The 24,506-nt window shown below is 69.5% G+C and carries 21 protein-coding genes and 1 pseudogene; 17 read left to right on the top strand and 5 right to left on the bottom strand.

Annotated elements, in window-relative coordinates:
* Positions 1-12: 12 nt before the first annotated feature.
* The 14 genes and pseudogenes from F0U63_RS45610 to F0U63_RS45545 all read left to right on the top strand — a co-directional run bounded on the left by F0U63_RS45610 (position 13) and on the right by F0U63_RS45545 (position 15,035).
* Positions 13-3,195 (top strand): bifunctional cytochrome P450/NADPH--P450 reductase, encoded by a 3,183-nt coding sequence (locus F0U63_RS45610; RefSeq protein WP_395841200.1) that lies wholly within the window; start codon positions 13-15, stop codon positions 3,193-3,195.
* A gap of 150 nt (positions 3,196-3,345) precedes the next feature.
* Positions 3,346-5,472: an ATP-binding protein gene (locus F0U63_RS45605; protein ID WP_395841198.1), complete on the top strand. Its 2,127-nt coding sequence runs from the start codon at positions 3,346-3,348 to the stop codon at positions 5,470-5,472.
* Between the two features lie 218 nt (positions 5,473-5,690).
* A complete protein-coding gene (locus tag F0U63_RS45600; RefSeq protein WP_395841196.1) occupies positions 5,691-6,575 on the top strand; it encodes an alpha/beta hydrolase in 885 nt (294 codons plus the stop codon).
* A gap of 83 nt (positions 6,576-6,658) precedes the next feature.
* Positions 6,659-6,748, top strand: a pseudogene (locus F0U63_RS45595) (DUF3467 domain-containing protein); the annotation flags it as partial.
* 122 nt (positions 6,749-6,870) lie between these two features.
* Positions 6,871-7,632 (top strand): hypothetical protein, encoded by a 762-nt coding sequence (locus F0U63_RS45590; RefSeq protein WP_395841194.1) that lies wholly within the window; start codon positions 6,871-6,873, stop codon positions 7,630-7,632.
* On the top strand, positions 7,629-8,528 hold the full coding sequence (gene hemF / locus F0U63_RS45585; RefSeq protein WP_395841192.1) for an oxygen-dependent coproporphyrinogen oxidase: 900 nt from the start codon (positions 7,629-7,631) through the stop codon (positions 8,526-8,528). The genes F0U63_RS45590 and hemF overlap by 4 nt, the downstream gene beginning before the upstream one ends.
* A 1-nt stretch (position 8,529) precedes the next feature.
* Positions 8,530-9,006 (top strand): hypothetical protein, encoded by a 477-nt coding sequence (locus F0U63_RS45580; RefSeq protein ID WP_395841190.1) that lies wholly within the window; start codon positions 8,530-8,532, stop codon positions 9,004-9,006.
* 63 nt (positions 9,007-9,069) lie between these two features.
* Positions 9,070-10,953 (top strand): hypothetical protein, encoded by a 1,884-nt coding sequence (locus F0U63_RS45575; RefSeq protein ID WP_395841188.1) that lies wholly within the window; start codon positions 9,070-9,072, stop codon positions 10,951-10,953.
* Between the two features lie 43 nt (positions 10,954-10,996).
* The gene (locus F0U63_RS45570; protein ID WP_071896319.1) at positions 10,997-11,614 is read left to right on the top strand and encodes an RNA polymerase sigma factor; all 618 of its coding nucleotides are present in this window, start codon (positions 10,997-10,999) and stop codon (positions 11,612-11,614) included.
* A 72-nt stretch (positions 11,615-11,686) separates the two neighbouring features.
* Positions 11,687-12,355, top strand: a complete 669-nt coding sequence (locus F0U63_RS45565) for an anti-sigma factor family protein (protein ID WP_395841186.1) — start codon at positions 11,687-11,689, stop codon at positions 12,353-12,355.
* 2 nt (positions 12,356-12,357) lie between these two features.
* A complete protein-coding gene (locus F0U63_RS45560; protein ID WP_395841184.1) occupies positions 12,358-12,834 on the top strand; it encodes a hypothetical protein in 477 nt (158 codons plus the stop codon).
* 331 nt (positions 12,835-13,165) lie between these two features.
* Entirely contained in the window at positions 13,166-13,405 is a 240-nt protein-coding gene (locus F0U63_RS45555; protein WP_395841182.1) for a chaperonin, read from the top strand.
* Positions 13,406-13,535: 130 nt separating this feature from the next.
* Entirely contained in the window at positions 13,536-14,864 is a 1,329-nt protein-coding gene (locus F0U63_RS45550; RefSeq protein WP_395841180.1) for a hypothetical protein, read from the top strand.
* Positions 14,865-14,873: 9 nt separating this feature from the next.
* The gene (locus tag F0U63_RS45545; protein WP_395841178.1) at positions 14,874-15,035 is read left to right on the top strand and encodes a hypothetical protein; all 162 of its coding nucleotides are present in this window, start codon (positions 14,874-14,876) and stop codon (positions 15,033-15,035) included.
* On the opposite strand, the gene F0U63_RS45540 is transcribed toward F0U63_RS45545, so the two are convergent.
* The 3 genes from F0U63_RS45540 to F0U63_RS45530 form a co-directional block, all read right to left on the bottom strand.
* Positions 15,032-16,165: an NAD-binding protein gene (locus F0U63_RS45540; RefSeq protein WP_395841176.1), complete on the bottom strand. Its 1,134-nt coding sequence runs from the start codon at positions 16,163-16,165 to the stop codon at positions 15,032-15,034. The genes F0U63_RS45545 and F0U63_RS45540 overlap by 4 nt on opposite strands.
* Positions 16,162-17,754 carry a cation:proton antiporter gene (locus F0U63_RS45535; RefSeq protein WP_395841174.1) on the bottom strand — a complete coding sequence of 531 codons (1,593 nt, stop codon included), beginning with the start codon at positions 17,752-17,754 and terminating at the stop codon, positions 16,162-16,164. The genes F0U63_RS45540 and F0U63_RS45535 overlap by 4 nt, the downstream gene beginning before the upstream one ends.
* Before the next feature lie 110 nt (positions 17,755-17,864).
* Positions 17,865-18,719, bottom strand: coding sequence for a hypothetical protein (locus tag F0U63_RS45530; RefSeq protein ID WP_395841172.1), 855 nt, complete (start codon positions 18,717-18,719; stop codon positions 17,865-17,867).
* 316 nt (positions 18,720-19,035) lie between these two features.
* Between F0U63_RS45530 and F0U63_RS45525 the strand changes: the two genes are divergently transcribed.
* The 3 genes from F0U63_RS45525 to F0U63_RS45515 all read left to right on the top strand — a co-directional run bounded on the left by F0U63_RS45525 (position 19,036) and on the right by F0U63_RS45515 (position 21,864).
* Positions 19,036-20,271: an acetyl-CoA C-acetyltransferase gene (locus tag F0U63_RS45525; protein WP_395841170.1), complete on the top strand. Its 1,236-nt coding sequence runs from the start codon at positions 19,036-19,038 to the stop codon at positions 20,269-20,271.
* Positions 20,272-20,293: 22 nt separating this feature from the next.
* The gene (locus tag F0U63_RS45520) at positions 20,294-20,878 is read left to right on the top strand and encodes a TetR/AcrR family transcriptional regulator (protein ID WP_395841168.1); all 585 of its coding nucleotides are present in this window, start codon (positions 20,294-20,296) and stop codon (positions 20,876-20,878) included.
* 239 nt (positions 20,879-21,117) lie between these two features.
* Positions 21,118-21,864: a transglutaminase domain-containing protein gene (locus tag F0U63_RS45515; RefSeq protein ID WP_395841166.1), complete on the top strand. Its 747-nt coding sequence runs from the start codon at positions 21,118-21,120 to the stop codon at positions 21,862-21,864.
* Here the strand turns inward: F0U63_RS45515 and F0U63_RS45510 are convergent.
* Positions 21,828-22,196: a hypothetical protein gene (locus F0U63_RS45510; protein WP_395841164.1), complete on the bottom strand. Its 369-nt coding sequence runs from the start codon at positions 22,194-22,196 to the stop codon at positions 21,828-21,830. The two genes, F0U63_RS45515 and F0U63_RS45510, sit on opposite strands and share 37 nt — an antisense overlap.
* Positions 22,197-22,246: 50 nt before the next feature.
* The gene (locus F0U63_RS45505; RefSeq protein ID WP_395841162.1) at positions 22,247-24,484 is read right to left on the bottom strand and encodes an RCC1 domain-containing protein; all 2,238 of its coding nucleotides are present in this window, start codon (positions 24,482-24,484) and stop codon (positions 22,247-22,249) included.
* Positions 24,485-24,506 lie beyond the last annotated feature (22 nt).

Genomic DNA, 24,506 nt, shown 5'->3' with positions numbered 1-24,506 from the left:
CGGAGTCCTTCGATGAAGTCTTCCCATTCGAGCACGATTCCCCAGCCCCTGGTGCGTCCCCTCGTCGGCAATGTGCCGGACGTCGGCTTCGAGACGCCCACGCAGAACCTGATGAAGCTCGCGCGCGAGTTGGGGCCCATCTTCCGGCTGTCGTTTCCCGGGGGGCGCACCGTGCTGGTTCTCAGCTCGCATGAGCTGGTGGCGGATGTCTGCGACGAGAGCCGCTTCGACAAGCAGGTGAGCGGGGCACTCAAGCAGATCCGCGACTTCGCCGGTGACGGCCTCTTCACCGCGATGACGGAGGAGCCCAACTGGGGCAAGGCCCACCGTCTGTTGATGCCCGCGTTCGGTCCCGCGGCCATGCGCAACTACCACGACGACATGCTCGACGTGGCCGACCAGATGTTCACGCGCTGGGAGCGCTTCGGGCCGGAGGCCGTGCTCGACGTGCCGGACAACATGACGCGGCTCACGCTCGACACCATCGCGCTGTGTGGCTTCGGCTACCGCTTCAACAGCTTCTATCAGAAGGAGATGCACCCCTTCGTCGAGTCCATGGTTCGAGCCCTGGCCGAGGCGGGCAATCGCGCCCGGCGCGTCCCACTCCAGACGCAGCTCATGCTGCGCACCCAGCGCCAGTTCCAGGCGGACATCGGCTACATGCACGAGGTGACGCGCGAGCTCATCGCCAAGCGCCGCGCGCTCTCGCCGGAGGAGGCCCCGCGCGACCTGCTCAGCCTCATGCTCGGCGCGAAGGATCCCCTCACGGGCGAGGGGCTCGACGAGGAGAACATCCGCAACCAGATGGTGACCTTCCTCATCGCGGGTCACGAGACGACGAGCGGCCTGTTGTCCTTCGCCACGTACTTCTTGCTGCGCCACCCCGAGGTGCTCGAGAAGGCCTATGCCGAGGTGGACCGGGTGCTGGGCGACGAGCTGCCGCGCTTCGAGCAGGTCAGCCAACTGCACTACATCGATCAGATTCTTCGCGAGTCGCTGCGTCTGTGGCCCACCGCGCCGGCCTTCTCCGTGCACCCGAAGGCGGAGGAGACGCTGATCGCGGGCACCTACCCCATCCGCCGCGATGACACCGCGGTGGTGCTCACCACGATGCTGCACCGTGATCCCACGGTGTGGAAGGATCCGGAGCGCTTCGATCCGGATCGCTTCGCCCCCGAGGTGCGCGACAGCATTCCGCCACACGCGTGGAAGCCGTTTGGCAACGGGCAGCGCTCGTGCATCGGCCGGGCGTTCGCGCTCCAGGAGGCCACGCTGGTGCTGGGCATGATGCTCCAGCGCTTCCACCTCGTGGAGCCCGCGCCGTACGAGCTCCACGTCCGCGAGACGCTCACCCTCAAACCCGAGGGGCTCAAGCTGCGCGTCCGTGTGCGCAAGCCCGTCTCCCGTCCGCTCGCCTCGCGTCCCACGCCCGTTGCAGCCGTGCCCGCCGCGAAGCAGGAGGGGGTGGCCTCGCATGGCACGCCTCTGCTGCTGCTCTACGGCTCCAACTCGGGGGCCTCGGAGGCGTTCGCCCGGCGCATCGCCAGTGACGGGCTCGCGCGGGGCTACTCGGCGAAGGTGGCGCCGCTGGACGACTCCACCGGGAAGCTGCCCAAGGAGGGCGCCGTCGTCCTCGTGACGGCCTCCTACAACGGCCAGCCGCCGGACAACGCGCGGGCCTTCCACACGTGGATTTCGAACGTCCCCGAGGGCTCGCTGCTTGGTGTGCGCTACGCGGTGTTCGGCTGCGGCAACCGGGACTGGGCCGCGACGTACCAGGCCATTCCCAAGCACTTCGACGAGCGGCTGAGCGCCGCGGGAGCCGAGGCACTCGTCGCGCGCGGCGAGGCCGATGCGCGGGGGGACTTCTTCGGCGACTTCGAGCACTGGTACGCGCCCTTCTGGGAGAAGGTGGGCGCGGCGCTCGGCGTGTCCTCACGCGCGGTGTCGTCCGAGCCGCTCTACACGGTGGAGCTGGTGCCGTCCTCGAGCGCGGAGCTGGTGAAGCAGAACAAGCTCGAGCTGGCCACGCTGGTGGACAACCGCGAGCTCGTCGACATGACGTCGCCGCTCGGACGCTCCAAGCGGCACCTCGCGTTCAAGCTGCCCGAGGGCGTGACGTACGCGGCGGGTGACTACCTGGCGGTGCTGCCGGAGAACCACCCGGACCTCGTGGAGCGCGCCGCGCGGCGTTTCGGGGTGCGCACGGACGCCGCCGTCGTCCTGCACTCGAGCCGGGGTGCCATGGCGTCGTCGCTGCCCACGGACAAGCCGGTGTCGGTGCAGGAGTTGCTCGGCCGGCACGTGGAGCTGTCGGCGCCCGCCACGCGCAAGGACCTGGAGCGGCTGGCGGAGAAGAACCCGTGTCCGCCGCACGCCATGCACCTGGCGGCCCTCGCCCAGGACGCCGAGCGCTACAAGAAGGAGATCCTCGACAAGCGTGTGAGCGTGTTGGATCTGTTGGAGCAGTACACCTCGTGCATCCTCACCTTCGGGGACTTCCTCGAGCTGCTGCCGGCCATGCGCGTGCGGCAGTACTCGGTGTCGTCCTCGCCGAGGGCGGATCCCACGGTGTGCACGCTGACGGTGGCGGTGGTGGACGCGGAGGCGTGGAGTGGCCAGGGCCGCTTCCATGGCACGTGCTCGAGCTACCTGGCGCGGCTGCGTCCGGGCGAGCAGGTGGCGGTGGCGGTGCGCACGCCGAACGCGCCCTTCCATCCGCCCGCGTCGAACGCGACGCCCATCATCATGGTGGGAGCGGGGACGGGACTGGCGCCCTTCCGGGGTTTCATCCAGGAGCGTGCCCTGCGCCACGCGCGAGGGGAGGCGGCCGGGCCCGCGTTGTTCTTCTTCGGGTGTGACCACCCGGAGGTGGACTTCCTCTACCGCGAGGAACTGGCGACGTGGGAGCGGGAGGGCGTGGTGAAGGTGCTGCCCGCCTTCTTCCGCCAGCCGGAGGGCGACGTGCTGTTCGTGCAGCACCGGCTGTGGAAGGAGCGCGAGCAGGTGAAGGCGCTGCTGGCCCAGGGCGCGATGTTCTTCATCTGTGGGGATGGGCGGCGCATGGCGCCCGCTGTCCGCGAGACGTTGGCGAGAATCCACCAGGAGACGGTGGGCTGCTCCGAGGCGGAGGCCACGGCGTGGCTGGAGGGCATGGAGAAGCAGGGCCGTCTGGTGGCGGACGTTTTCGCCTGACGCGTGAGGAGGGGTTCACGAGGTGCGAGGAGGGACAATCGCCTCGTGTCCCTCCATGACTTTCAAATCGAGGGGTGGTGGGTCTCGAGGAGGGCTCTTAGAGTGGCTGGGACGACCGGGGCCGGGTCACGGCATCGGCAGGAGCTGACCATGGCACGCGTCCCCGACTCACCACCCACTGGAGGCGCGGTGGCCGCCCCACTGCCCGACAACGAGCAGGAGCGGCTGGCGGCCCTGCGCAGCTACGCGGTGCTCGATACGGAACCCGAGCTGTCCTTCGACGACGTCACCCACCTGGCCTCGCGGATCTGTTGCACCCCCATGGCCGCCGTGGTCCTGGTGGATGAGACGCGCCAGTGGTTCAAGTCCCGCCAGGGTGTGGGCATCGAGGGGTGCTCGCGGGAGGAGGGCTTCTGCGCCCACGCCATCCTTCAGCCCGAGCCCTTCATCATCGAGGACACCACCGCCGACGCCCGCTTCCGCGACAACCCGTTCGTCACCGCGCCCTGGAGCATCCGCTTCTATGCGGGCGTCCCCCTCATCAACCCGCAGGGGCATGCGCTGGGCACCGTCTGTGTCCTCGACTACACGCCCCGCCAGCTCACCCCGGAGCAGACCCGCTCGCTCGAGGCCCTGGCCCGGCAGGTGGTCAGTCTGCTGGAGCTGCGCCGCATGAATCACGAGCAGCGGCGGCTCATCGCCGAGCTGCGCGCCAGCCAGGAGCGCATCGACATCCTCCAGCGCACCACCCATGACGCCATCTGGGATTGGGATTTGAAGGCCAACCAGCTCACGTGGAACCCACGCGTCGCCGAGATGCTCGGTGATGAGTTGGAGCACGCGAGGAGCGACGCCTCCTGGTGGTTCGATCGCTTCCACCCGGGGGACCGGGCGCGTGTGAAGGAGAGCCTCAAGCAGGCCCTCGCCCAGGGCGCCTCGATATGGACGGATGAGTACCGCTTCCGCCTCGCCAATGGCACGTGGTCGCGAATGTTCAGCCGGTGCGCCATCCTGCGCGATACCGAGGGCCATCCGCTGCGCCTCATCGGCATGAGCCTGGACATCAGCGAGCGCGAGGCGCTGCGTGCTCGCGTGGCGCTGGCGGAACGGATGAGTTCGGTGGGCACGCTCGCGGCCGGGGTGGCGCACGAGATCAACAACCCGCTGGCGTATGTCATGGCCAACGTGAGCTACGCGCTGACGGAGGTGCGTGAGCGTCCGGCCGGAGAACTCGATGTGGACGAGCTGACCCAGGCCCTGGGGGAAGCGCACGAGGGAGGCGAGCGCATCCGGCGCATCGTGCGCGACCTGATGGCCTTCAGCCATCCGGCGGACGATCGCATGGAGTGGCTGGAGCTGCACCGGACCATCGACTCGGCGGTGTCGCTGGCGTGGAACGAGCTCCGCCACCGGGTGCGCGTGGTGAGGGAGTACCAGCCGGTGCCCCCGGTGTACGCCAACGAGGCGCGTCTGAGACAGGTGTTCCTCAACCTGCTGATGAACGCGGCACACGCCATCCCCGAGGGCGCGGCGGACCAACACGAGATCCGCATCACCACGCGCGTGGACGCCGAGGGGCGGGTGCTCATCGAGGTGAGCGACACGGGCCATGGCATCCCGGAGTCCATCCGCTCGCGCATCTTCGAGCCGTTCTTCACCACCCAGCCCGTGGGCGAGGGCATGGGGCTGGGGCTGTCCATCTCCCACACGCTCATCACCCACATGGGAGGGGAGCTTCAGTTCGAGAGCGAAGTGGGCAAGGGCACGGTGTTCCGGGTGGTGCTCCCGCCTCCCGCGCGGCGCGAGCCTGGCGGGCCCGAGGCCGCCCCACCCGGGCCCGTGCCCCCGCGCGCCGAGGTCCCGGCCATGCGGCGTGGTCGCCTGCTGGTGGTGGACGATGAGGCCCGGGTGCTCTCCTCCCTGGAGCGCACCCTGGGCCGGACGCACGAGGTCATCGCCTTCGATCGGGCCCAGGCGGCGCTGGCGTGGATGGAGCAGGGACAGCCGTGGGACCTGATCCTCTGTGACGTGATGATGCCCGAGATGACCGGGATGGAGTTCCATGAAGCGCTCGCCCAGCGCATGCCCGAGCGCGTCCGGGACATCATCTTCATCACGGGTGGGGCGTTCACGGCGACGGCCCGCGAGTTCCTCGCGCGTGTGGACAACGCCCGGCTGGACAAGCCGTTCGACCTCGAGGCCTTGTGTGCGTTGGTGGAGGCGCGGCTGGGGGGAGGGCTCCAGAAGCCCGGTGAAGAAGAAGCTCGAGCCGGGTGAAGGGGCGTTCCAGGGTCCGTCCGGGGTGGGGAGAATCCACCAGGAGACGGTGTGCTGCTCCGAGGGGTGAGGCCATGGCGGGAAGCAGGGTCAACGGGTGGCCGACGTCTTCGCTTGAGGGGTAGAGTGGCAAGGAGGGATAGGCCACAGGGTGTCCCTACAGACGTCGGTGGGGGCGGGTGCGGTCACCTCTCCCACCTCGCCGAGAACGGAATCCCATGACTCAAGCAACCCACCGAGATGCTTCACGCGAGAAGGGGCAGCCGACCTTCGTGTTCGTCCACGGAGCCGGCAGCAATTCGTTCAGCTGGGCTCCGCTGCTTCGCGAGCTCACCCTGCTGGGGCATCGCACGCTCGCCGTGGATCTACCGGGCCATGGCTTCGACGCGCAGTTCCCCATTTCGTACCAGGCCCCCCAGGACCTGGAGGCGTTCGCCAACGAGCCGTCGACGATGGCGCGGTTCAGCCTCCAGGACAACGTGGACCACGTCGTCGACATCGTGCGGCGCGTCGCCGTGCACGGGCCGGTCATCCTGGTCGGTGTCAGCATGGGCGGGGTGACCATCAGCGGAGTCGGCAACGCCATCCCCGACCTGCTCGCCCGGCTCGTCTACATCTCCGCCTGGTGCTGCGTCGATCTGCCCAGCATCGCCGAGTACAGCCAGGCGCCGGAGAACAACGAGAGCCTGCTGCCCAGCCTGGCGGGCGTGGCCGTGGGGAATCCCACGCAGATTGGCGTGGGCCGGGCCAACTACCGGTCGTCGGACCCGAGCTTCCTCGCCAATGCGAAAGCCGCCCTGATGGCCGAGGCCACCGATGACCAGTTCCGGGCGTTCCTCAATACCTTGCAGCCCGACGAGTCCATCTCCGTCATGGTGGCGGATGCGCGAGTCGATGCGCGCACCTGGGGGCGGATCCCCCACAGCTACATCCGGCTCACGCAGGATCGGTCGATCCCGCTCGCCATGCAGGACAAGATGATCGCCGAGGCCGATGCCCTGACGCCGGACAACCGGTTCGACGTGAGGACCGTCGAGTCCAGCCACGTCGGTTTCATCCTGAAGGCCCGGGAGGTCGCCGGGATCCTCGCCAGTCTCGTGTAGGGGGACCCTGACCCGGTCCCCGCGCGGCCCATCGAGGAAGCGGTCCCCCTGCGCGGCGGGCAGGGGGCCGCCAACGTTCCGGGGAGCGCTCGCGAATCATCCTCAACCCCAAACACCTCAAGCGCCTGCTCCTCGTGATGCGGGAAAGTCTTGCCTCCCATGAGGCGCGCTTCGGCCCCCTCGACCCTTCGGGCGAGGGCCCGTCCATGAACCGAGGTGGGACATGTGGGACGGAGCTCGAGAGGTTTCGCGACGCTGGCCTCCGACGCCGGGCCGGCGCAGACTCGGAGGCCTCGTGCGACTCGTCGGCTTGCTGCTCACTCTCTGTTTGTTCGTTCCCTCGGCCCATGCCGCCTGCCCCGCGGATGGCGTGCAATTGTTTCCCGCGCCGGGCTCGGTGGTTCCCACCAATACCCGCCTCCTGCTCGAGGGTGTGGGATCGCTCTCCGAGAAGGTGGGGGCGCTGCCCGGCCGCATCCTGCGGATGCAGACGGAGGGGCACGAAGTGGAGGTACGCATCCAGCGCGGCTGGACGAGTACCCTGGGCCGCACCCTCGTCGTCCTGCGGCTCGCGGGCCCGCTCAAGCCGGGCCTCGTCTACACGTTGCGCCTGGACGACGTGCTGCCCGGGGTGAAGGTGCTCAACAGCATGGGCCACTCGATGCCCGAGTGGAACAGCGGGCGGGGGCAGGATCTGGCGCGTCCGCGCTGGCTCAAGCGTCCCGTGGTGAGCGAGGGCATCTTCCGCCGCACCCGCGAGGGCAGCGAGCGCTTCGTCAAGCTGCGCATGTCCTTGTCCGAGGACAGCCCGGCGTACGCACAGGTGACGCTCAGCCGGAGCAAGGACAAGGACAACATGTCGCCCCAGCACTATGTCCTCCCGCTGCATGATGGCGTGGCCATGTTGGGCCATGGCGCCTGCGGAGGGGCGTTCGCCCTGGAAGACGGCAAGAGCTATCGGGCGAAGATCGATGTATTCGATGCGGCGGGCAACCTCGTGCAGGGGGTCGCTCCCCTGCAATTCGAGGCACCCGTGGCGACCCAGGAGAACCCATGACGGTGGATTTGGAGACGCTCAAGAAGCAGATGGCGGATCACATTCACGCCCTCCAGGATGACATCTGTGGCGCGTTGGAGCGGCTGGACGGCAAGGCCCGTTTCCGCGAGGACCACTGGAAGCGGCCGGGAGGCGGCGGGGGACGCAGCCGCGTGCTGGAGGAGGGGGCGTTCCTGGAGAAGGGCGGGGTGAGCACCTCGGTGGTGTTCGGCGAACTGGAGGAGGCGTTCGCGAACAAGCTGCAGGGCCAGGGGCGCACGTTCTGGGCGGGGGGCCTGTCGCTGGTGCTCCACCCGCGCAATCCGCATGTGCCCACCGTGCACGCCAACTACCGCTTCATCCACCAGGGCTCGAAGGCCTGGTTCGGCGGGGGCGCGGACCTGACGCCGTACTACCTCCAGGAGGAGGACGCGGTGCACTTCCACCGGGTGCACAAGGAGGCGTGTGACCGGCACGATCCCGCGTACTACCCGCGCTACAAGAAGGCATGTGATGAGTACTTCTACCTGCGCCACCGGGAGGAGGCGCGGGGCGTGGGCGGCATCTTCTTCGAGAACACGGGGGAGGGGCTGGAGCGTGAGTTCTCCTTCGTGAAGGACGTGAGCCGGGCCTTCCTGCCCGCGTACCTGCCCATCGCCGAGCGGCGCAAGGACACGCCCTACACCGAGGAGCAGCGCGCCTGGCAGGAGTTGCGGCGCGGGCGGTACGTGGAGTTCAACCTCGTGTGGGATCGGGGCACCATCTTCGGTCTGGAGACGAAGGGGCGCACCGAGTCCATCCTCATGTCCCTGCCGCCGCGGGTGCGCTGGCGCTACGACTACCACCCGGAGCCGGGCACCGAGGAGGCGCGTCTGGTGGAGGTGCTCCGTCGTCCGCGCGACTGGGTGGGTGCCTGACATGACTCGCAACGGGAAGATGCTCGTGGGCGGCGCGGTGGTCGCCGTCCTGGGGCTGGGCGCCCTCGGCGTCTTCGTGTTGCGAGCGCCGGGAGGCGCGGGGGCCGTGGTCGACGCGACGGCCCTGTCGCAGGAGGCGCGCGTCAACGTGCTGCGCCTGTGCGGTGACGCGCAGGCCTACCGGGATGAGAACGGCGTCTTCCTCGCGGCGGGCCCCGTGCCCGCCCAGGTGCCTCGCGGCGGACAGGCCGTGCCTTTCGCACCCGATGAGAACATGCGAAAGCTGGGGTTCGAGCCCGGCGAGCACGTGCGGCACCAGTACCAGGTGGTGGTGCAGGAAACCCCTCTGGGAGAGGCCGAGGTCACCTGCTTCGCGCGAGGTGATCGGGATGGGGACGGACAGGTCTCCGTCTTCAGCGTCACGTTGGATGTCAACGGGATGACGTCCGCGGTGAAGGTGGAGCGCGAGGAGGAGTGAAGGATCGACGGCCTGATCCCGCCCCCTGGAAACTTGCTCGCCATCCAGACGACAATCCAGGGGATGAGCCAGGCTGGAAACATCAAGGGGTCTCCGGGGTCCTCGGGCTTCGTGCCTTCTCGCGCTTCCGGCAACGGCTCGCCGGGTCGGGGCGACAGGCCGGGAATGGGGGAGGAGCGCACGCGCATCGGCCGCTCCCCGCTGGACACGGGTCGAGGCGACAGGCCGGGAATGGGGGAGGAGCGCACGCGCATCGGCCGCTCCCCGCTGGACACGGGGACCACGACGTCGGGAGGGCGACCCGTTCCGGAGGGAGAGTCCCCCCGTACGGGAGGTCCGCGTGAGACGAAGGGCGGCGGCATCGACTTCTCCCAGGATGAGTTGATGCCCCGGGAGGCGCCCCGCACCGAGCGCCCCCGGGAAGGCAAGTCCGCGGAAGTCTTCGAGAGCAGCCCCTCGACGGAGCGGCCCCGGACGCGTGGCCGCACGGAGGAGGGGGGCGCGCGCGGGTCGGATTTCGAGAGCTCCCGCCCCTCGGGAGAGCGGCCCCAGGTGCCGACCCGGGCACGGGACGCCGCGGATGCGTCTTCCGGTGAGTTCGATGCACCCCCGGAGCTGGGCGAGCCGACGGAGCGGCCCCAGGTGCCGACCCGGGCACGGGACGCCGCGGAGGCCTCCTCCGGTGAGTTCGACGTTCCGCGGGATGCGGATGATCCCTGGGCGTCGGCGGAGCGGCCCCAGGTGTCGACCCGGACGCGGGACGCCGCGGAGGCGTCTTCCGGTGGGTTCGACGTGCCCCACGAGCTGGAGGAACCCCGGGCTCCGGGAGGGCGGCCGGGTCAGCCCCGGAGCGCCGAGGACGCGGCGAGCGGGTTCGAGGCTCCCTCGGAGCTGGGGACGCCGGAAGCTCCGCCGCGGGGGCCCGGGCGGGGCCGGGTCGCCGACGGCCAGTCCACGGGAGTGTTCGGGGCTCCGCGCGGAGAGGCGGGGACCCGCACCGTGCGAGGTGAGCGGCTCGCCAATGCCGGCACGCTCTTCGAGTCCAGTCCCTCGACGAGGCCGGGTGGACGCCCCTCTCTTCCCGCCTCCGGGCCTGGCTCGCCGGTCGCCTCCCCGACGGGACCTGCCGGTGCTCGGGGCGAGGTGTCCCTGGAGGATCTGTTGCCGGATTTGTCCGGCATCATCGGCCAGGAGGCGCTCGCCGAGCACTTCGCGGAGAACCTGCTCCTGCTGCCTCCGAGGCAGTCCTCCGCCAGCCGCTCCCTGCGGCTGTGGGCCATGTTCAGCGCCTACGCCGAGGCGAACGCGAGGAATCCCCTGGGCCAGACGCCGGCGGGACGCCAGGCCTTCGCCGAGACGCTCACCGCCAACGGCTTCGCCGCCCTGCGGGACGTTCGCACGGGGCGCGATGGGGTGGAGGTGGCGCTCGAGCTGCTCGACGCCCCTTCGTTGGAGGAGTTCCACGCCCAGCTCGACCAGGTCCACATGGAGCCCGGTCTCGAGCGGCTCCCCACCGAGGTCTCCCTGCCGGTGGCCGAGGAGCGCCGCACGCCGGAGCAGCCCGAGGTGCGCAAGGAGGCCGCCGCGCGCCAGCCCCAGGGCCAACGGGTGACCGAGCAGAAGGAGAAGGAGGCGGAGCGTACTTCTCCGTCCGCTGTCCAGGCGGGCGTCCAGGCATCGGGTACGCAGCAGGCTCAGGTGCTCGCCCCTGGGCAGCTCGCCCCGCGCGACCTCCGTCAGGAGTGGGAGGAGGAGAAGAAGGAGCGGGAACGTCGAGGGACGAACAAACGCCTGGGGCCGCAGATGCTGTGGAGCGTGCTCCATTCGCTGCGCGCCTCGCCCGAGGACAGCGCGGTGCTCAAGGAGAAGTGGAGTCAACTGGCGTTTGGTGCCGTCATCTGCCTGATGGGGGCCGCTTTGTTGGTGGCCATGCTCGTGAGCCTCTGAGAATGCTTGGGAAGAGGGTGGCCCGTGCTAGGGTGGCCCACCCTTGGCCACCGACGACCTCACTCTCGTCAAGCGCGTCCGTGATGGAGACCAACGCGCCTTCAAGCTCCTTGTCGAGCGCTACCAGCGCAAGGTGTACGCCGTCGCGCTGGGCATGCTCAAGGACAAGGACGAGGCGATGGACGTCTCGCAGGAGGCCTTCGTCAAGGTCTACAAGTACCTGGACCACTTCAAGGGCGACTCGTCCTTCTACACGTGGCTCTACCGCATCACCGTCAACATCTGTATCGACGTGATGCGCCGCAAAGGCTCCTCGGGCGGGCAGATGGAGGAGTTCGACGAGTCCATCGCCACGGATCTGGGCGAGGCCCGCATCGGCGCCCTGGGCAGCCGCCTGGGCACCAACCCCCAGAAGAGCGCCCTGCGCCGCGAGCTGGCCGAGAAGATTCAAGAGGCCCTGGCCACCGTGCCGGAGAAGCACCGCGCCATCCTCCTGCTGCGCGAGGTGGAGGGCATGTCGTACGAGGACCTGTCGCGCACGTTGGACATCCCCAAGGGCACGGTGATGAGCCGGCTGTTCCACGCGCGGGCCAAGGTGCAGAAAATCCTCAGTGAATACCTGGAGTTGGACGAGGCCAAGAGCGGAGTGGGCAGTGAGTGAGACGGCTTGGAATATTGCTTTTCCATTACCGTCCAAGCCGCACGTCCCCTCTTGGAACGGGTAGGAAACACCATGGCCCCCGCCAATCCCGCATGTGAGCGTTTCATCCCGTTGTTGTCGCCGTACATCGACGGCGAGGTGTCCCCCGCCGAGCGCATCAACGTCGAGCGGCACCTGGGTGCCTGCCGTGACTGCGCCAGCCGGGCGGCCGACCTGCGCGCCGAGTCCGCGCTCCTGCGGGTGGGGCTGGAGATGGCGGTGGACGAGGTGGACTTCAAGGACTTCACCCAGAAGGTGATGGCCCGGGTGACGCCCGAGCGTCCGCCGCTGCTCGAGCGCGTGCGCATCTCGCTCTCGGAGATGTTCCTCTACCACCGCACGGCCATGCTCTCCTCGCTGGCCACGGCGGCGGTGGTGGTGCTGGTGGCCGTCCCCATGGTGATGAACCGTCCCTCGGCCCCCCTGGGCTATGGCGCCGAGCGCATGAAGGTGCGCGCCGTGCGTGCCTCCGAGGGCGCCACGGCGGCCCCGGTGGTGCTGGAGTCCGATGATGGTAACACCATCATCTGGGCGGTGGACGAGGACGCGCCCGCGGCGCACGATGCCTCTCCGGCCAAACCCCGCGGCGTGCCCGGTGATGAAACGGACGAGCTGGAAGGGGAGTCGCTCAAGGACGTGCCGGCGCGCCGGCCCGCGAAGCCCGCGGCGCCGGAGCAACCGCCCAAGGGAGGAGAGCTGTGACGATGACGACGCGCATCCTGGTGGCCCCACTGCTGTTGTCCCTGCTGGGGTTGTCCTTGCTTCCCACCCAGGCGCGCGCCCAGGCTCCCGCTCCCGCCGCCAAGGCCCAGAAGCTCCAGGTGGAGGTGGCGGTGGTGCTCGTCTCCCGGAATGGCTCGGAGGTGAGTCCTCCCGAGCTCCAGAAGATGAAGGAGACCTTCCAGAAGCAGAACTTCAACTTCACCTCCTTCAAGCGCCTGTCGCAGCAGGCCCTGGAGGTGGGCACCCAGGTGTCCGCCGAGGTGAAGCTGCCCAATGGGGTGACCGCCTCGCTGCGGCTGTTGCGCCTGCAGGGCGACACCGCCACCCTGCGCGTGGACGTGCCCCAGTTGTCCGCCGTGGACGTGGAGCTGGGCCGCGAGGGCGCCGTCTACCAGCGCGCCGGCAAGCACGTGGGGGGCGAGCTCATCCTCGTGCTCTCCTCTCCCGCCGCGAAGTAACACCCCTCCCTTCTCCTCCTCGCTTCTCCCACTCGGGCTCACCCGGCCGCCTCCCTGGCGCCGCGTGGGCCCGAGGTCGTTTGAGCGGCTCCCGACGCATGCATGCCCGCTGGTCTGGCGTCCGGTCATTCGTTCCGGGGGGAATTCCCCGCCACCCGGTAGAAATGTCAGTGCCTGGCCCGGCTCTTGTGCGCTCGTTCGCGGAGGTACCCCTCTGATTTCAAGGGGTTAAGTGCGGGCACGCCGGTTGCTAAGAGATATTCCCGTCGGGCGGCGGCGGTGGGCGGCGGGCAACACGGTGGACGAGCGACTCAAAGGGACGGGGCGAACCATGGCGAAGACCCAGCGGAGTGGTGCGGTGATGAACCAGGTGGCGCGTCAGGTGAAGAAGGCGGGGCGGGTGGTGGCCAAGGCGAAGGCGAGCCGTCCGGTGCACAAGGTGCAGGTGACGCTGGGGGATTTGATCGCCGCGGCGTTCGACGTGGCAGGGGAGACGAAGGCCGCCGCGAAGCTGGTGTCCTCGCGCGCCATGTCCCAGGCGACTGGCACGCACATCGTCGTCGTCGCCTGAGCGGCGCGTCGGGACGCGTCCAGTCGGATACTGGACGCCTGGTCGTACGCTGTTCAGAGGGACAAGGTGCACTCCTGGCGGGGCCGGAGTTCACGGACGTGTGGCGGAAGGCGGATTAGAGTGACGCGCCATGATTGGTGCCCTCCTCCTCGCTTACACGCTTCAGCAGACCCCTCGGGCCTTCGTCGAGAATCCCGCCCCGGCGGAAGAAGGCATTCGCTTCCATGCCTCACTCGAGGCGGGGGCACTCGCCCTTCCCTCCGGCCTGGGCACCAATGGGATGGACGGTTTCGTGGCCGTGTTTCCCCGTCTGGGCGTCAAGGGCGGCGAGGAGTTCGAGTTCGAGATGGGGGCGCCGCTGCGCTTGCGGCTGATCGACACGGAGCCCTCCCAGGCGGAAGCGGACCATGCCGCCCGGCTGCGGCGCCAGGACTGGGACGAGCTCAGTGACTTCGGTCAGCTCGTGCGTGAGCTGCGCATCGGCCGGGATGACGGCATGCTGCAACTGCGCGCGGGGGCGTTCTCCACCTGGACGCTGGGCGCGGGCTGGCTCATCAACCGCTACAACAACAACCTGTCCCAGGACTACCACCCCGCGGGGGCCAACTTCGTCGCCTACCTCGGCCCCACCCGGGTGGAGGTGTTCGCCAGCGACGTGCTGGGCGCGCGGCTCTTCGCGGGGGAGTTCCGCCTGGACCTGGGCCGCGTGCTGAGCGATCAGGACACGGCCTTCGACCGCTTCCTCCTGTCGGTGGACGTGGCGCATGACTTCGGGCTGGCGGGGGGCACGACGCCCTCCCTGTCCGCGGCGAGCCTCGGGTTGCAGGCGGGCGTGGTGCGCAGCGACACCTTGCAGTTGTGGCTCCAGGCCGCGGCGGGCGCGCGGGCGGACACCCTCATCGAGTCGGTGCCGGACTACGGCGCGACCGTGGGCCTCGTCGTGCGGGGCAAGCCGGATCCCTCGTTGGACATCACCGGCCGGCTCGAGGGCCGGCGCCAGGGCGGCCGCTTCCGCTTCGGCTTCTTCGGCGCGGGCTACGAGCTGGCGCGCTTCTCCGGGGTGGGCCTGAGCGCGGCGCCGCTCGCGGAGGAGGTGCTGCCGGGGACCTTCTCGGGGTATGGCGAGGTGGCGGCGGCGGTGATTCCCCTCAACCCGGAGGACCTGGCGCTGAGCGTCAGCGCCTCGGGCGAGTACTTCGTCACCACCGGACGGGTGGACGCGGACGCCGCGCTCCAGCTGCACCTGCCCGGCGACAAGACGGTGGGCGAGCTGCGCGTCATCCTCACGGACCTCACGGGCAGGCCGCGCTACTCCGTGGCCGCCGAGCTGCGCCACCGCTTCCTGCCCGCCCTCTACGGCGTGCTCATGGGCGGCACGGTGCACTTCCCCCAGGCGGAGGGCCACCTGCTGCAGGGCTTCTCCGCGGGCCTGGGCGTGGGCGTGGACTTCCAGCGCTGAGGGCCTCGCGTGGGAGCCGACTACGTGGTGACGCTGGCCCCCGCGCCCATCGAGGCGCGGTGGATGGCCGAACACCCGGAGCTCTTCCAGCCCGCCTTCGGCGACGCGAATCACGACAACGTGGCCTGGCGCGTCCTGCCCGTGGCCGCCGATGGACGCGGCGCGCGTTAGCGGCCGAACAGACCCTTGCGCTTGCGCGGCGCGGGGTCCTCCTGCGCCATGCGCGACAGCCGCTGGCCGAGGATGCGGCTCATCTCCAGGGCGATGACGGGATTGGCCATCACCACGCCGCGGAAGTCCTCGCGGCCCACGCTCGCCAGCTCGCACACGGTGGCCGCCGAGGCATGGGTGGCCCGCGGCTCGCCGGTGAGCAGGGCCAGCTCCCCGAAGAAGCCCCCGGGCTTCACCACCTCCACGAGCTTGTTGCCCTCGCCCAGGAGGTTCACCTGCCCGGAGACGACGACGAAGAACGTCTCTCCCGCGTCCCCCTTCTTGAAGATGGGCTCTCCGGCGTCCTTGCGCAGGTACTCGGCGCCGTGCGCCAGCTTGAGCACCTCCTCGGTGCCCAGCGGCGCGAGGAAGTCCACCCGGCGCAGCATGTCCGCCAGCGGCGTGTCCGGCGTGTGCTGGGGCTCGAGCGTGAGGCACTCCACCGCGCGGGCCAGCTCGGCGCGGCGCGCCACGAGGATGAGGGTGTGGCCCGCGCGCAGCACCGTGTTGCCGTCCGGCAGGGTGATGCGCCCCTCGGGGTCCACCATGCCAATGAAGACGCACTCGCGCGGGAAGTCCGGCTGGGCGCGCACCTGGGCCACCGTGCGCCCGGCCACCACCGCCTTGGTGTTCACCTTGAGCTCGAAGAGGATGGCGTCCCCGGCGGCCAGCGGCAGCGAGCCCGCCACCTGGGGGAAGTCGATGGCGGTCGCCATCTTCGTGACCACCACTTCCGCCTCTTCCACCAGCTCGCCCACCCCGGCGAGCCGGTAGGGCTCGCGGTAGCGGCTGTCCAGCATGCGCACCATGACTCGCGCCGGGCTCACCGCGCGCACCAGCGTGGCGAACGCCAGGTTCTCCGCGTCGCGCGCCAGCACCCCGGCCGCGATGTCCGCGTTGATGATGCCCGTGGACTCGAGCACCCGTGGGTCCGTGGCATCCCCGCACACCGTCACCACGCCGATGTCCTCGAACAGGCGGTGGCACGTCGCGGCGTCCCGGTCCACCACCGTCACGTGGTGCTGCTCGTTCACCAGCCGCGCCGCCAGCGCGCCTCCCACCCGGCCTCCCCCCGCGATGACCACCTTCATGTCGCCTTCCTCCCATTGCCCGGAGGCTCATCGGGCACATCCGACAACACGTGCTCCAGCTCCAGGGTGCGCGCGTCCAGCCGCGCGAGCTGTGCTTCCGCCGTGGCCTCGGGAATGAGGCCCGCGAGCCGCGCCGACAGGAGCGCCGTGCGCTCGGCGTCCACCAGGTGCCGGCGCGTCGTCAGCACCAGCCGCGCCGCCTGCGTCAGGTGCTGCTCGCTCAGCCGGCGCAGCTCCCGCTCGGCGCTGGCGATGCCCACCTGGTAGTCGCTGCGCAGGTGCTCGTAGGCCGCGCGCGGGATGAGCCCCTGGTCATGCAGCTGCTCCAGCTCCTGACGCGCGGCACGGCTGGCGATGAGCCGCGCCTGCTGCTCGCTCACCGCGTGGGCCACGGGGTCCTCGTGGATGAGCCCCAGGCGCCGCAGGAAGCCGGTGAGCGTCAGCCCCTGGACCACGAGCGACAGGAAGGTGACGCCGAAGGCGATGGACACCAGCTCCTCGCGCGCGGGTGTGCCCGCGGGCAGACCGATCGCGAGGCCGATGGACAGCGCGCCCTTGATGTTGCCGAAGATGAAGACGTGCTGCCAGCGCACGGGCACGCAGGCCGAGGGGCGCAGCCAGCGCAACAGCAGGAAGGGCCCGTAGATGGCCACCGCGCGCCCGGCGAAGACGCACGCCACCGCGAGCAGGGTGAGCGGCAGGTGGCGCACCAGCGCCCCGGGCTTCGTGGCGAGCCCCACCGACAGGAAGAGGAAGGTGTTCACCCCGAAGGTGACGTACTCCCAGAAGGTGTGGATGGCCACCTGGCTCTGGGGCGCCACGTGGCGGCGCAGGGTGATGCCCGTCGTCAGTCCGGCCGTCACCGCGGCGATGGCGCCCGACAGGTGCACCTGCTCGCCAATCGTGTACGCGCTCAGCGCGAGCGCCGTGGTGACCATGATCTCCGCGAGCGGATCCCTCGTGCGGCGGATGATGAAGCCCGCCCCGGTGCCCAGCGCCAGCCCGATGGCGACTCCCCCGATGGTGGCGAGCACCACCTGGGCGCTCAAGAGTGGCAGGGAGAAGCTCGTCTCGCCCCGCGTCACCACGCCGGCGATGGCCGCGTAGGCCACGAGCGCGGTGCCGTCATTGAAGAGGCTCTCGCCCTGCATGATGCCCGACAGGCGCCGGGGCACGGCCACGCGGCGGAAGGCGTAGAGGATGGAGACGGTGTCGGTGACGGAGAGCATGGCGCCGAGCAGCAGCGCCGGCCCCCAGCTCAGCCCCAGCGCGTAGTGCAGCGCGGTGCCGGTGGCGGTGATGGCCAGCACCATGCCCAGGCTCGCCAGCGTGGCGATGGGCACCAGGTTGGCGCGCACGTTGGCCACGTCCGCAGTGATGCCCCCCTCGAAGAGCAACAGCGGCAGGCACACGAGGAAGACGAACTCCGGGTTGAGCGGAGGAATGCCGGGCAGCAGGCCCGCCACGGAGATAAACAGGCCTCCCACCACCAGCGCGACGCTGTAGGGGATGCGCACGCGCTTGGCGGCGATCGCGAGGGTACTGGCGGCCACCATCAGGCCGATGAGCAGGGGCATCTCGAAGTGCACGCGGGGCGGAGCCTCGCAGATGCACCCGGTCCCTGCCTAGACACCGCGCACCGCCCCCACGGCATTTCCGCGCGAGCCCGGACCACCCGGGCCCTCGGTTGTCCGCCCGCTCAGTCGTCGCCGCCACCCCCGATGCCGCCGCCGTCGTTCTCATAGACGGGATCCGGCACGTCGTACTTGCCCTGGACGCGGTTCTGCGCCTGGCAGTCCTGGGTGCACGAGGTGGCGGGCGGCGAGTTCTCCACCGCGTCCTCACCGAGCACGCCTCCCATGCGGCCCCCGGACGTCACTCGCCAGACCGTCTCGCGCTCGCCCTGCACGAGCTTCGCCGCCACCTGGGGGCTGTCCTTGCCCCGGAGGAGGTTGGCGTTGCCGAAGTTGATCTTCCCGGTGTACGGATTGGTGAAATAGAAGACGTCGGGCCCCAGGGTGTGGGTGACGTCGATCGTCGCCCCGGCCGTCTCCGTCTCCGGCTCCATCTGGAAGATGCCGCCCTGGGCGCAGTCCTTCGCCTGGATCTTCATCTTGATGCGCTCGCCCCGGCGCAGCAGGAACAGGTCGCCCGCGCCCATCTCCACCTCGAGGTCGTCCTTCTCCAGCGTCTGCGTGCCGAGGTTGGGCACCTTGCCCGCGAAGAGCACCGTGGTCACCCCGCCCGTGATGTCCAGCGGGTTGCTCGTCGCCTTGAGCGTGTAGTTGTAGACGGCGAACGTCGACACATCGATGTCGAAGTCGATGTAGGTGCCGCGCACGCGCAGCGTGCCGTGCGAGGGCAGACTCCGCCGGTCGATCTTCGTGCGGACCGAGCCGGACAGCGTCTTGTTGTTGGGCAGCTCCAGGCGGAAGCCGCCTCCGGCGCACGCCTCGGTGCTGGCGGCCTGCGCGGAAGCGGGCGCGCCGAGCAGCGCGCAGAACCCAAGCGAGAGCATCGCGCCGAGGGCACGCGAGCGGATGGAGAGGGACATGGGGGCCTTTCCAGCGAAATGGTTATGGTTTGGGTTGAAACAAGAAAGAACGGCGAGGACTGGAATCCAGTGAAAGGCACCCTAGCGCTTGTGGCTGTCATAAACAAATCCAATCTGAGGCACGCTGAGAGGAGGGACTCCGAGTGGAGTTCATCCACACGCGCGAGCCGTCCGGGGAGGTGATGTCTGCCATTCCAATCATCTGGCCCGGGGTGAACACGCCACACACCGCCCATCCGGGTGCTGTCCTGGGGGCCGACTTGATTCTCCGGAGGAAGGCAGACATATTACGCTCATAATCCAAAGGAGCCGGGCCATGACCACCAGCTATGTCATCGACGCCGCACGCACCCCCCGGGGGAGGGGCAAGGCGGGCAAGGGAGCACTGTCGGGCATCCACCCGCAGGAGTTGTTCGCGCAGGTGTTGAACGCGCTCCGAGCGCGCGGGCGCTTCGAGGCGGGCGATGTCGATGACGTGATGGCCGGGTGTGTCTCCCAGGTGGGAGAGCAGGGCGCCAACCTGGCGCGCAACGCGGTGCTCACCGCGGGCTGGCCCCAGCAGGTGTCGGCGGTGTCGCTCAACCGCTTCTGCGCGTCGGGGCTGCAGGCGATCCACTTCGGGGCCATGGGGGTGGCCTCGGGCGCGATGGACCTAGCGGTCGCCGGAGGCGTGGAGAGCATGTCGCGCGTGCCCATGGGCGCGGACGGCGGCGGCCAGGATGGCAACAACCCGCACCTGCGCGAGCGCCTGTTCCAGGTGCCCCAGGGCATCAGCGCCGACCTCATCGCCACGCTCGAGGGGTTCTCCCGCGAGGACCTCGACGCCGTGGCGCTGCGCTCCCAGAGGAACGCGGCGCGCGCCATCGAGGAGGGCCGCTTCGTGAAGTCGCTCTTCCCCGTGAGGGATCCAGGCACCGGGGCGGTGGTGCTCGAGCGGGACGAGTTCCCCCGGCCGGACACCACGGCCGAGGGGCTCGCCGCGCTCAAGCCCTCCTTCGTCGCGATGGGGGAGACGGTCGCGGGGCCCCGGGGCGAGACGCTCGATCAGCTCGCGCTCGCGGCCTATCCGCGGGCCCGGGCCCTCCAGCATGTGCACACCGCGGGCAACTCGAGCGGCATCGTCGATGGCGCCGCCGCGGTGGTGCTCGCCTCGGAGCGCTACGTCCGGGAGAAGGGAATCCAACCGCGCGCCCGCATCCGCGCCATGGCGACCGTGGGCACCGAGCCGGTGCTGATGCTCACGGGACCCGCGCCGGCGAGCCAGAAGGCGCTGCGCCAGGCGGGCATGACGGCGCGCGACATCGACCTGTGGGAAATCAACGAGGCCTTCGCGGGGGTGGTGCTCCAGACCATTCGCGCGCTGGGCATCGACCCCGAGCGCGTGAACGTCAACGGGGGCTCCATCGCGCTCGGCCATCCGCTCGGCGCGACGGGGGCGATGTTGCTCGGCACGGCGCTCGATGAACTCGAGCGTAGCGGCAAGCAGACCGCGCTCATTACCATGTGCGTGGGGGGCGGTCAGGGGATCGCCACCATCATCGAGCGGCTCTGAGCCGTCGTACCGGGGTCCCTTCATGAACCAGAAGACGGAACAGAAGCAGAAGTCGCGTGAAGCCATCCTCGCCTCGGCGGCGGCGCTCCTGCGGGAGCGGGGCATCAAGGCCAGCTCGGTGATGGATGTCATGAAGGGCGCCGGGCTCACCGTCGGCGGCTTCTATGGGCACTTCGAGTCCAAGGAGCACCTCTTCACCGAGACCATCCAGAGCGCGGCGAGCACGATGTGGAACCGGCTGCTGGGCTCGGCCAAGGGCGATTCGCCCCGGGAACGGGTGCTGAGCGTGGTGGAGCGCTACCTGTCCCGCCAGCACCGCGACCATCCGGACATGGGGTGTGTGATGCCCAGCGTCGCCCCGGAGGTCGCGCGGGAAGGAGAGCCCTATCGCGGCGCGCTCGAGAAGGAGCTGTCTCATTATGTCCGCTCGCTCGCCGACCTCATGGGGTCCGAGGGCGAGCACCGGCAGCAGGCGCTCGGGTTGATCGCGCTCATGTATGGCGCGCTCTCGTTGTCGAGGGCGGTGAGTGGCACGCCCCTGAGTGACGAGCTCCTCCGGGCCGCGAGGAAGTTCTCCGAGCGCGCGCTCGGCCCCGCGCAGCCGTGACGGGACGCGTGGCGTCATGCCGGGGGCGGCCCTGATGACATCAGTCACCAGGAGGCGGGCGATCTGGTGACGGTTGTCACCGGGTCCTCGGAAGGGGAGGACTCAACTCTCGATAATGATGCTGGGAGGTTATGAGGAATCGAGAGGTTCGGAAGGCGCTGGCACGAGGACTGCTTTGGGGAGAGTGGGCGGCACGGGCTGATGCCGCTTCCTTCCCGACGACTCCGAGACCTCGCGCCATGTCCATTTCCCGCCTCCCCTCCTCGTCCTCCTATCGGCTCCCCCCGCGGGCTCCCATCGCTCCCGCCGAGACGAAGTACGCCGACGCTCCCGGGTCGAAGCAGCAGCCGAACATCGATGAGCTGATGAAGCTGTTGCAGGAGCTCATCAAGGCGCTGACCCAGGATGGCTTCGAGTCCTCGCAGAAGGGCGGCGGCGGTGGTGGTGGCGGTGGTGGTGGGATCCCGGGCGGTGGTGGCGGTGTTCCCCAGGCGGGCGGGCCGGGTGGGCTGGATGCTCTGGGGGAGGGTGGGCCGACGGACTTGGGGCTCGATTCGCCCCCCGGACAGGGCCCCTCGTTCAATGGCTCGGCCAATGCGGACGCGGTGGCGCAGCAGATCGCCCAGGACGCGACGAGCTGGAACTACGACAACTCGGGCGGCAAGTCGTTTGATGCCGCGGTGGACAACGAGAACAACTTCGATGGTTCCAAGTCCGGCATCTGCACGGACATGGCGGTCGAGGCGGCGCAGCGCTTCGAGGCGGCGGGCATCGATGCGCGCGTCGTGGGTGGAGAGACGAACAAGGGCAATCACGCCTGGGTCGAGTACAAGGGCGCGGATGGCGAGTGGAAGCGGTTCGATCCCACGGCGGCGGCCTGCACCAAGGACGCGAGCCAGGCCATCAACACCGACAACAACGTCTACAATTACGGCAACGTCATCGCGTACTACGAGGATGTGCCGGCCGAGGTGCCCTCGATCTGAGCAGGCAGGGCGTGGAACCACGCGGCATAGGGCGTGTTCTCCACCCGGTGGCGGTTGAAGTCCGGAGCGTCATCCGTCCACCACGGCGGGCCCCGCTCCCCGAGCGCCACCTTGGCCTTGTGGACGCGGGCGCGCGCCTGGCGCTCGGCCTCCGAGTCCCCGGCGCGAAGGGCCCGGCCCACGTCCCGCCGCGCGTGCATGAGCGCCTCCACGAGGAGCGCGCGCTGCTTGGGCCCGAGCCCCGGGTCCGAGCACCGCCACAGCACGCCCTTCATCACGAAGTAGCGCCCATCTGGGGTGGTGGGTGGCTTTTGCTTCGGCTCGCGGCTCATGGCTCCTCCAACCCAGATGCGGGCGTCAACGCCTGTTGTGCTCGACCCTGTCAGGGCACCTGCACGGGATAGGGGAAAAAGGCAGCGGTCCCATCACCGAGTTGTCCGTATTCGTTGTCGCCCCAGGCTCGTGCGGTCCCGTCCATACGCAGCGCCAGCGAGTGTCCTTGACCACCGGATAGACTGGTCGTGCCCGTGAGACCGGATACCAGGACTGGGGAGAAATGATGGGTGGTGGTGCCATCGCCGAGTTGGCCGGAGGAGTTGTCGCCCCAGGCCCGGACGGTTCCGTCGGTGCGCACCGCCAGGGAGTGGTTGTCGCCCGCGCTCAGCGCCACCACGTCTGTCAGGCCCGGCACCTGAACCGGGGAGCGTCGAGGGGTGGTGGTGCCATCGCCGAGTTGGCCGAAGGAGTTGTGGCCCCAGGCCCAGACGGTGCCGTCGGTGCGCAACGCCAGTGAGTGGTTGTAGCCCGCGCTCAGCACCACCACGTCCGTCAGGCCTGGCACCTGAACCGGGGTGAGTCGAGGGGTGGTGGTGCCATCGCCCAGTTGGCCGGAGCCGTTGTTGCCCCAGGCCCAGACGGTGCCGTCGGTGCGCACCGCCAGGGAGTGGTTGTAGCCCGCGCTCAGCGCCACCACGTCTGTCAGGCCTGCCACCTGAACCGGCGTGCGTCGAGGGGTGGTGGTGGTGCCATCGCCCAGTTGGCCGAAGGTGTTGTGGCCCCATGCCCAGACGGTGCCGTCGGTGCGCACCGCCAGGGAGTAGAGGTGGCCCGCGCTCAGCGCCACCACGTCCGTCAGGCCCGGCACCTGAACCGGGGAGAGTCGAGGGGTGGTGGTGCCATCGCCCAGTTGGCCGGAGGCGTTGTCGCCCCAGGCCCGGACGGTACCGTCGGTGCGCAACGCCAGGGAGTGGAAGCCGCCCGCGCTCAGCGCCACCACGTCTGTCAGGCCTGGCACCTGAAACGTCGTGAGTCGATGGCTGGTGGTGCCATCGCCCAGTTGGCCGGAGTAATTGTAGCCCCAGGTCCAGACGGTACGGTCGGTGCGCAACGCCAGGGAGTGGTTGCCGCCCGCGCTCAGTGCCACCACGTCTGTCAAGCCGGATACTGGGACTGGAGAGGACCGCTTTGTGGGGATGCCATTTCCCAATTGTCCTGAGGCGTTTCTGCCCCAGGCCGAGATGGTGCCGTCGGTGCGCAACGCCAGGGAGTAGTAGCCGCCCGCGCTCAGCGCCACCACGTTTGTCAGGTCTGGCACCCGAACCGGTCTGCGTCGATTGGTGGTGGTGCCATCGCCGAGTTGGCCGGAGGAGTTGTCGCCCCAGGCCCGGACGGTGCCGTCGGTGCGCACCGCCAGGGAGTGGTTGTAACCCGTGCTCAGCGCCACCACGTCTGTCATGCCTGGCACCTGAAACGGGGGGCGACTGAAGATGCTGCCATCGCCCAGTTGGCCAGAGGAGTTGTTGCCCCAGGCCCAGACGGTGCGGTCGGTGCGCAGCGCCAGGGAGTGGTCGCCGCCCGTGCTCAGCGCCACCACGCCTGTCAGGCCTGGCACCTGAACCGGGGTGAGTCGAGGGGTGCCGGTGTCATCGCCCAGTTGGCCAGAGGAGTTGTTGCCCCAGGCCCAGACGGTGCCGTCGGTGCGCAACGCCAGGGAGTGGTTGTAACCCGTGCTCAGCGCCACCACGTCTGTCAGGCCTGACACCTGAACCGGGGTGAGTCGAGGGGTGGTGGTGCCATCGCCCAGTTGGCCGTAGGAGTTGTTGCCCCAGGCCCAGACGGTGCCGTCGGTGCGCAACGCCAGGGAGTGGTAGCTGTCCGCGCTCAGTGCCACCACGTCTGTCAGGCCCGGCACCTGAACCGGGGTGAGTCGAGGGGTGGTGGTGCCATCGCCCAGTTGGCCGAAGGAGTTGTGGCCCCAGGCCCAGACGGTGCCGTTGGTACGCAACGCCAGGGAGTGGAAGCCGCCCGCGCTCAGCGCCACCACGTCTGTCAGACTTGGCACCTGAACCGGGGAGAGTCGAGGGGTGGTGGTGCCATCGCCCAGTTGGCCGTTGTGATTGTGGCCCCAGGCCCAGACGGTGCCGTCGGTGTGCAGCGCCAGGGAGTGGGCGTCGCCCGCGGCCAATGCGACCGTCGAGGACTCCAGCCGGGTGGCCGCACCCGAGGCGCGTGTGGCCAGGGTCAGGGCTGCTTCGTCATGGTCATCCGTCGCCGCACAGCCAATCTCCAGGACCGCACTCAGCACCACGGCCAGCCATGCCCACCTGAATGGATTTCGCATGGGGTGGAGAACACCACACCCT

Source organism: Cystobacter fuscus (assembly GCF_044360685.1).
GTDB classification, from domain to species: Bacteria; Myxococcota; Myxococcia; order Myxococcales; family Myxococcaceae; genus Cystobacter; species Cystobacter fuscus_C.
This window is presented reverse-complemented; position numbering and strand designations above follow the sequence as displayed.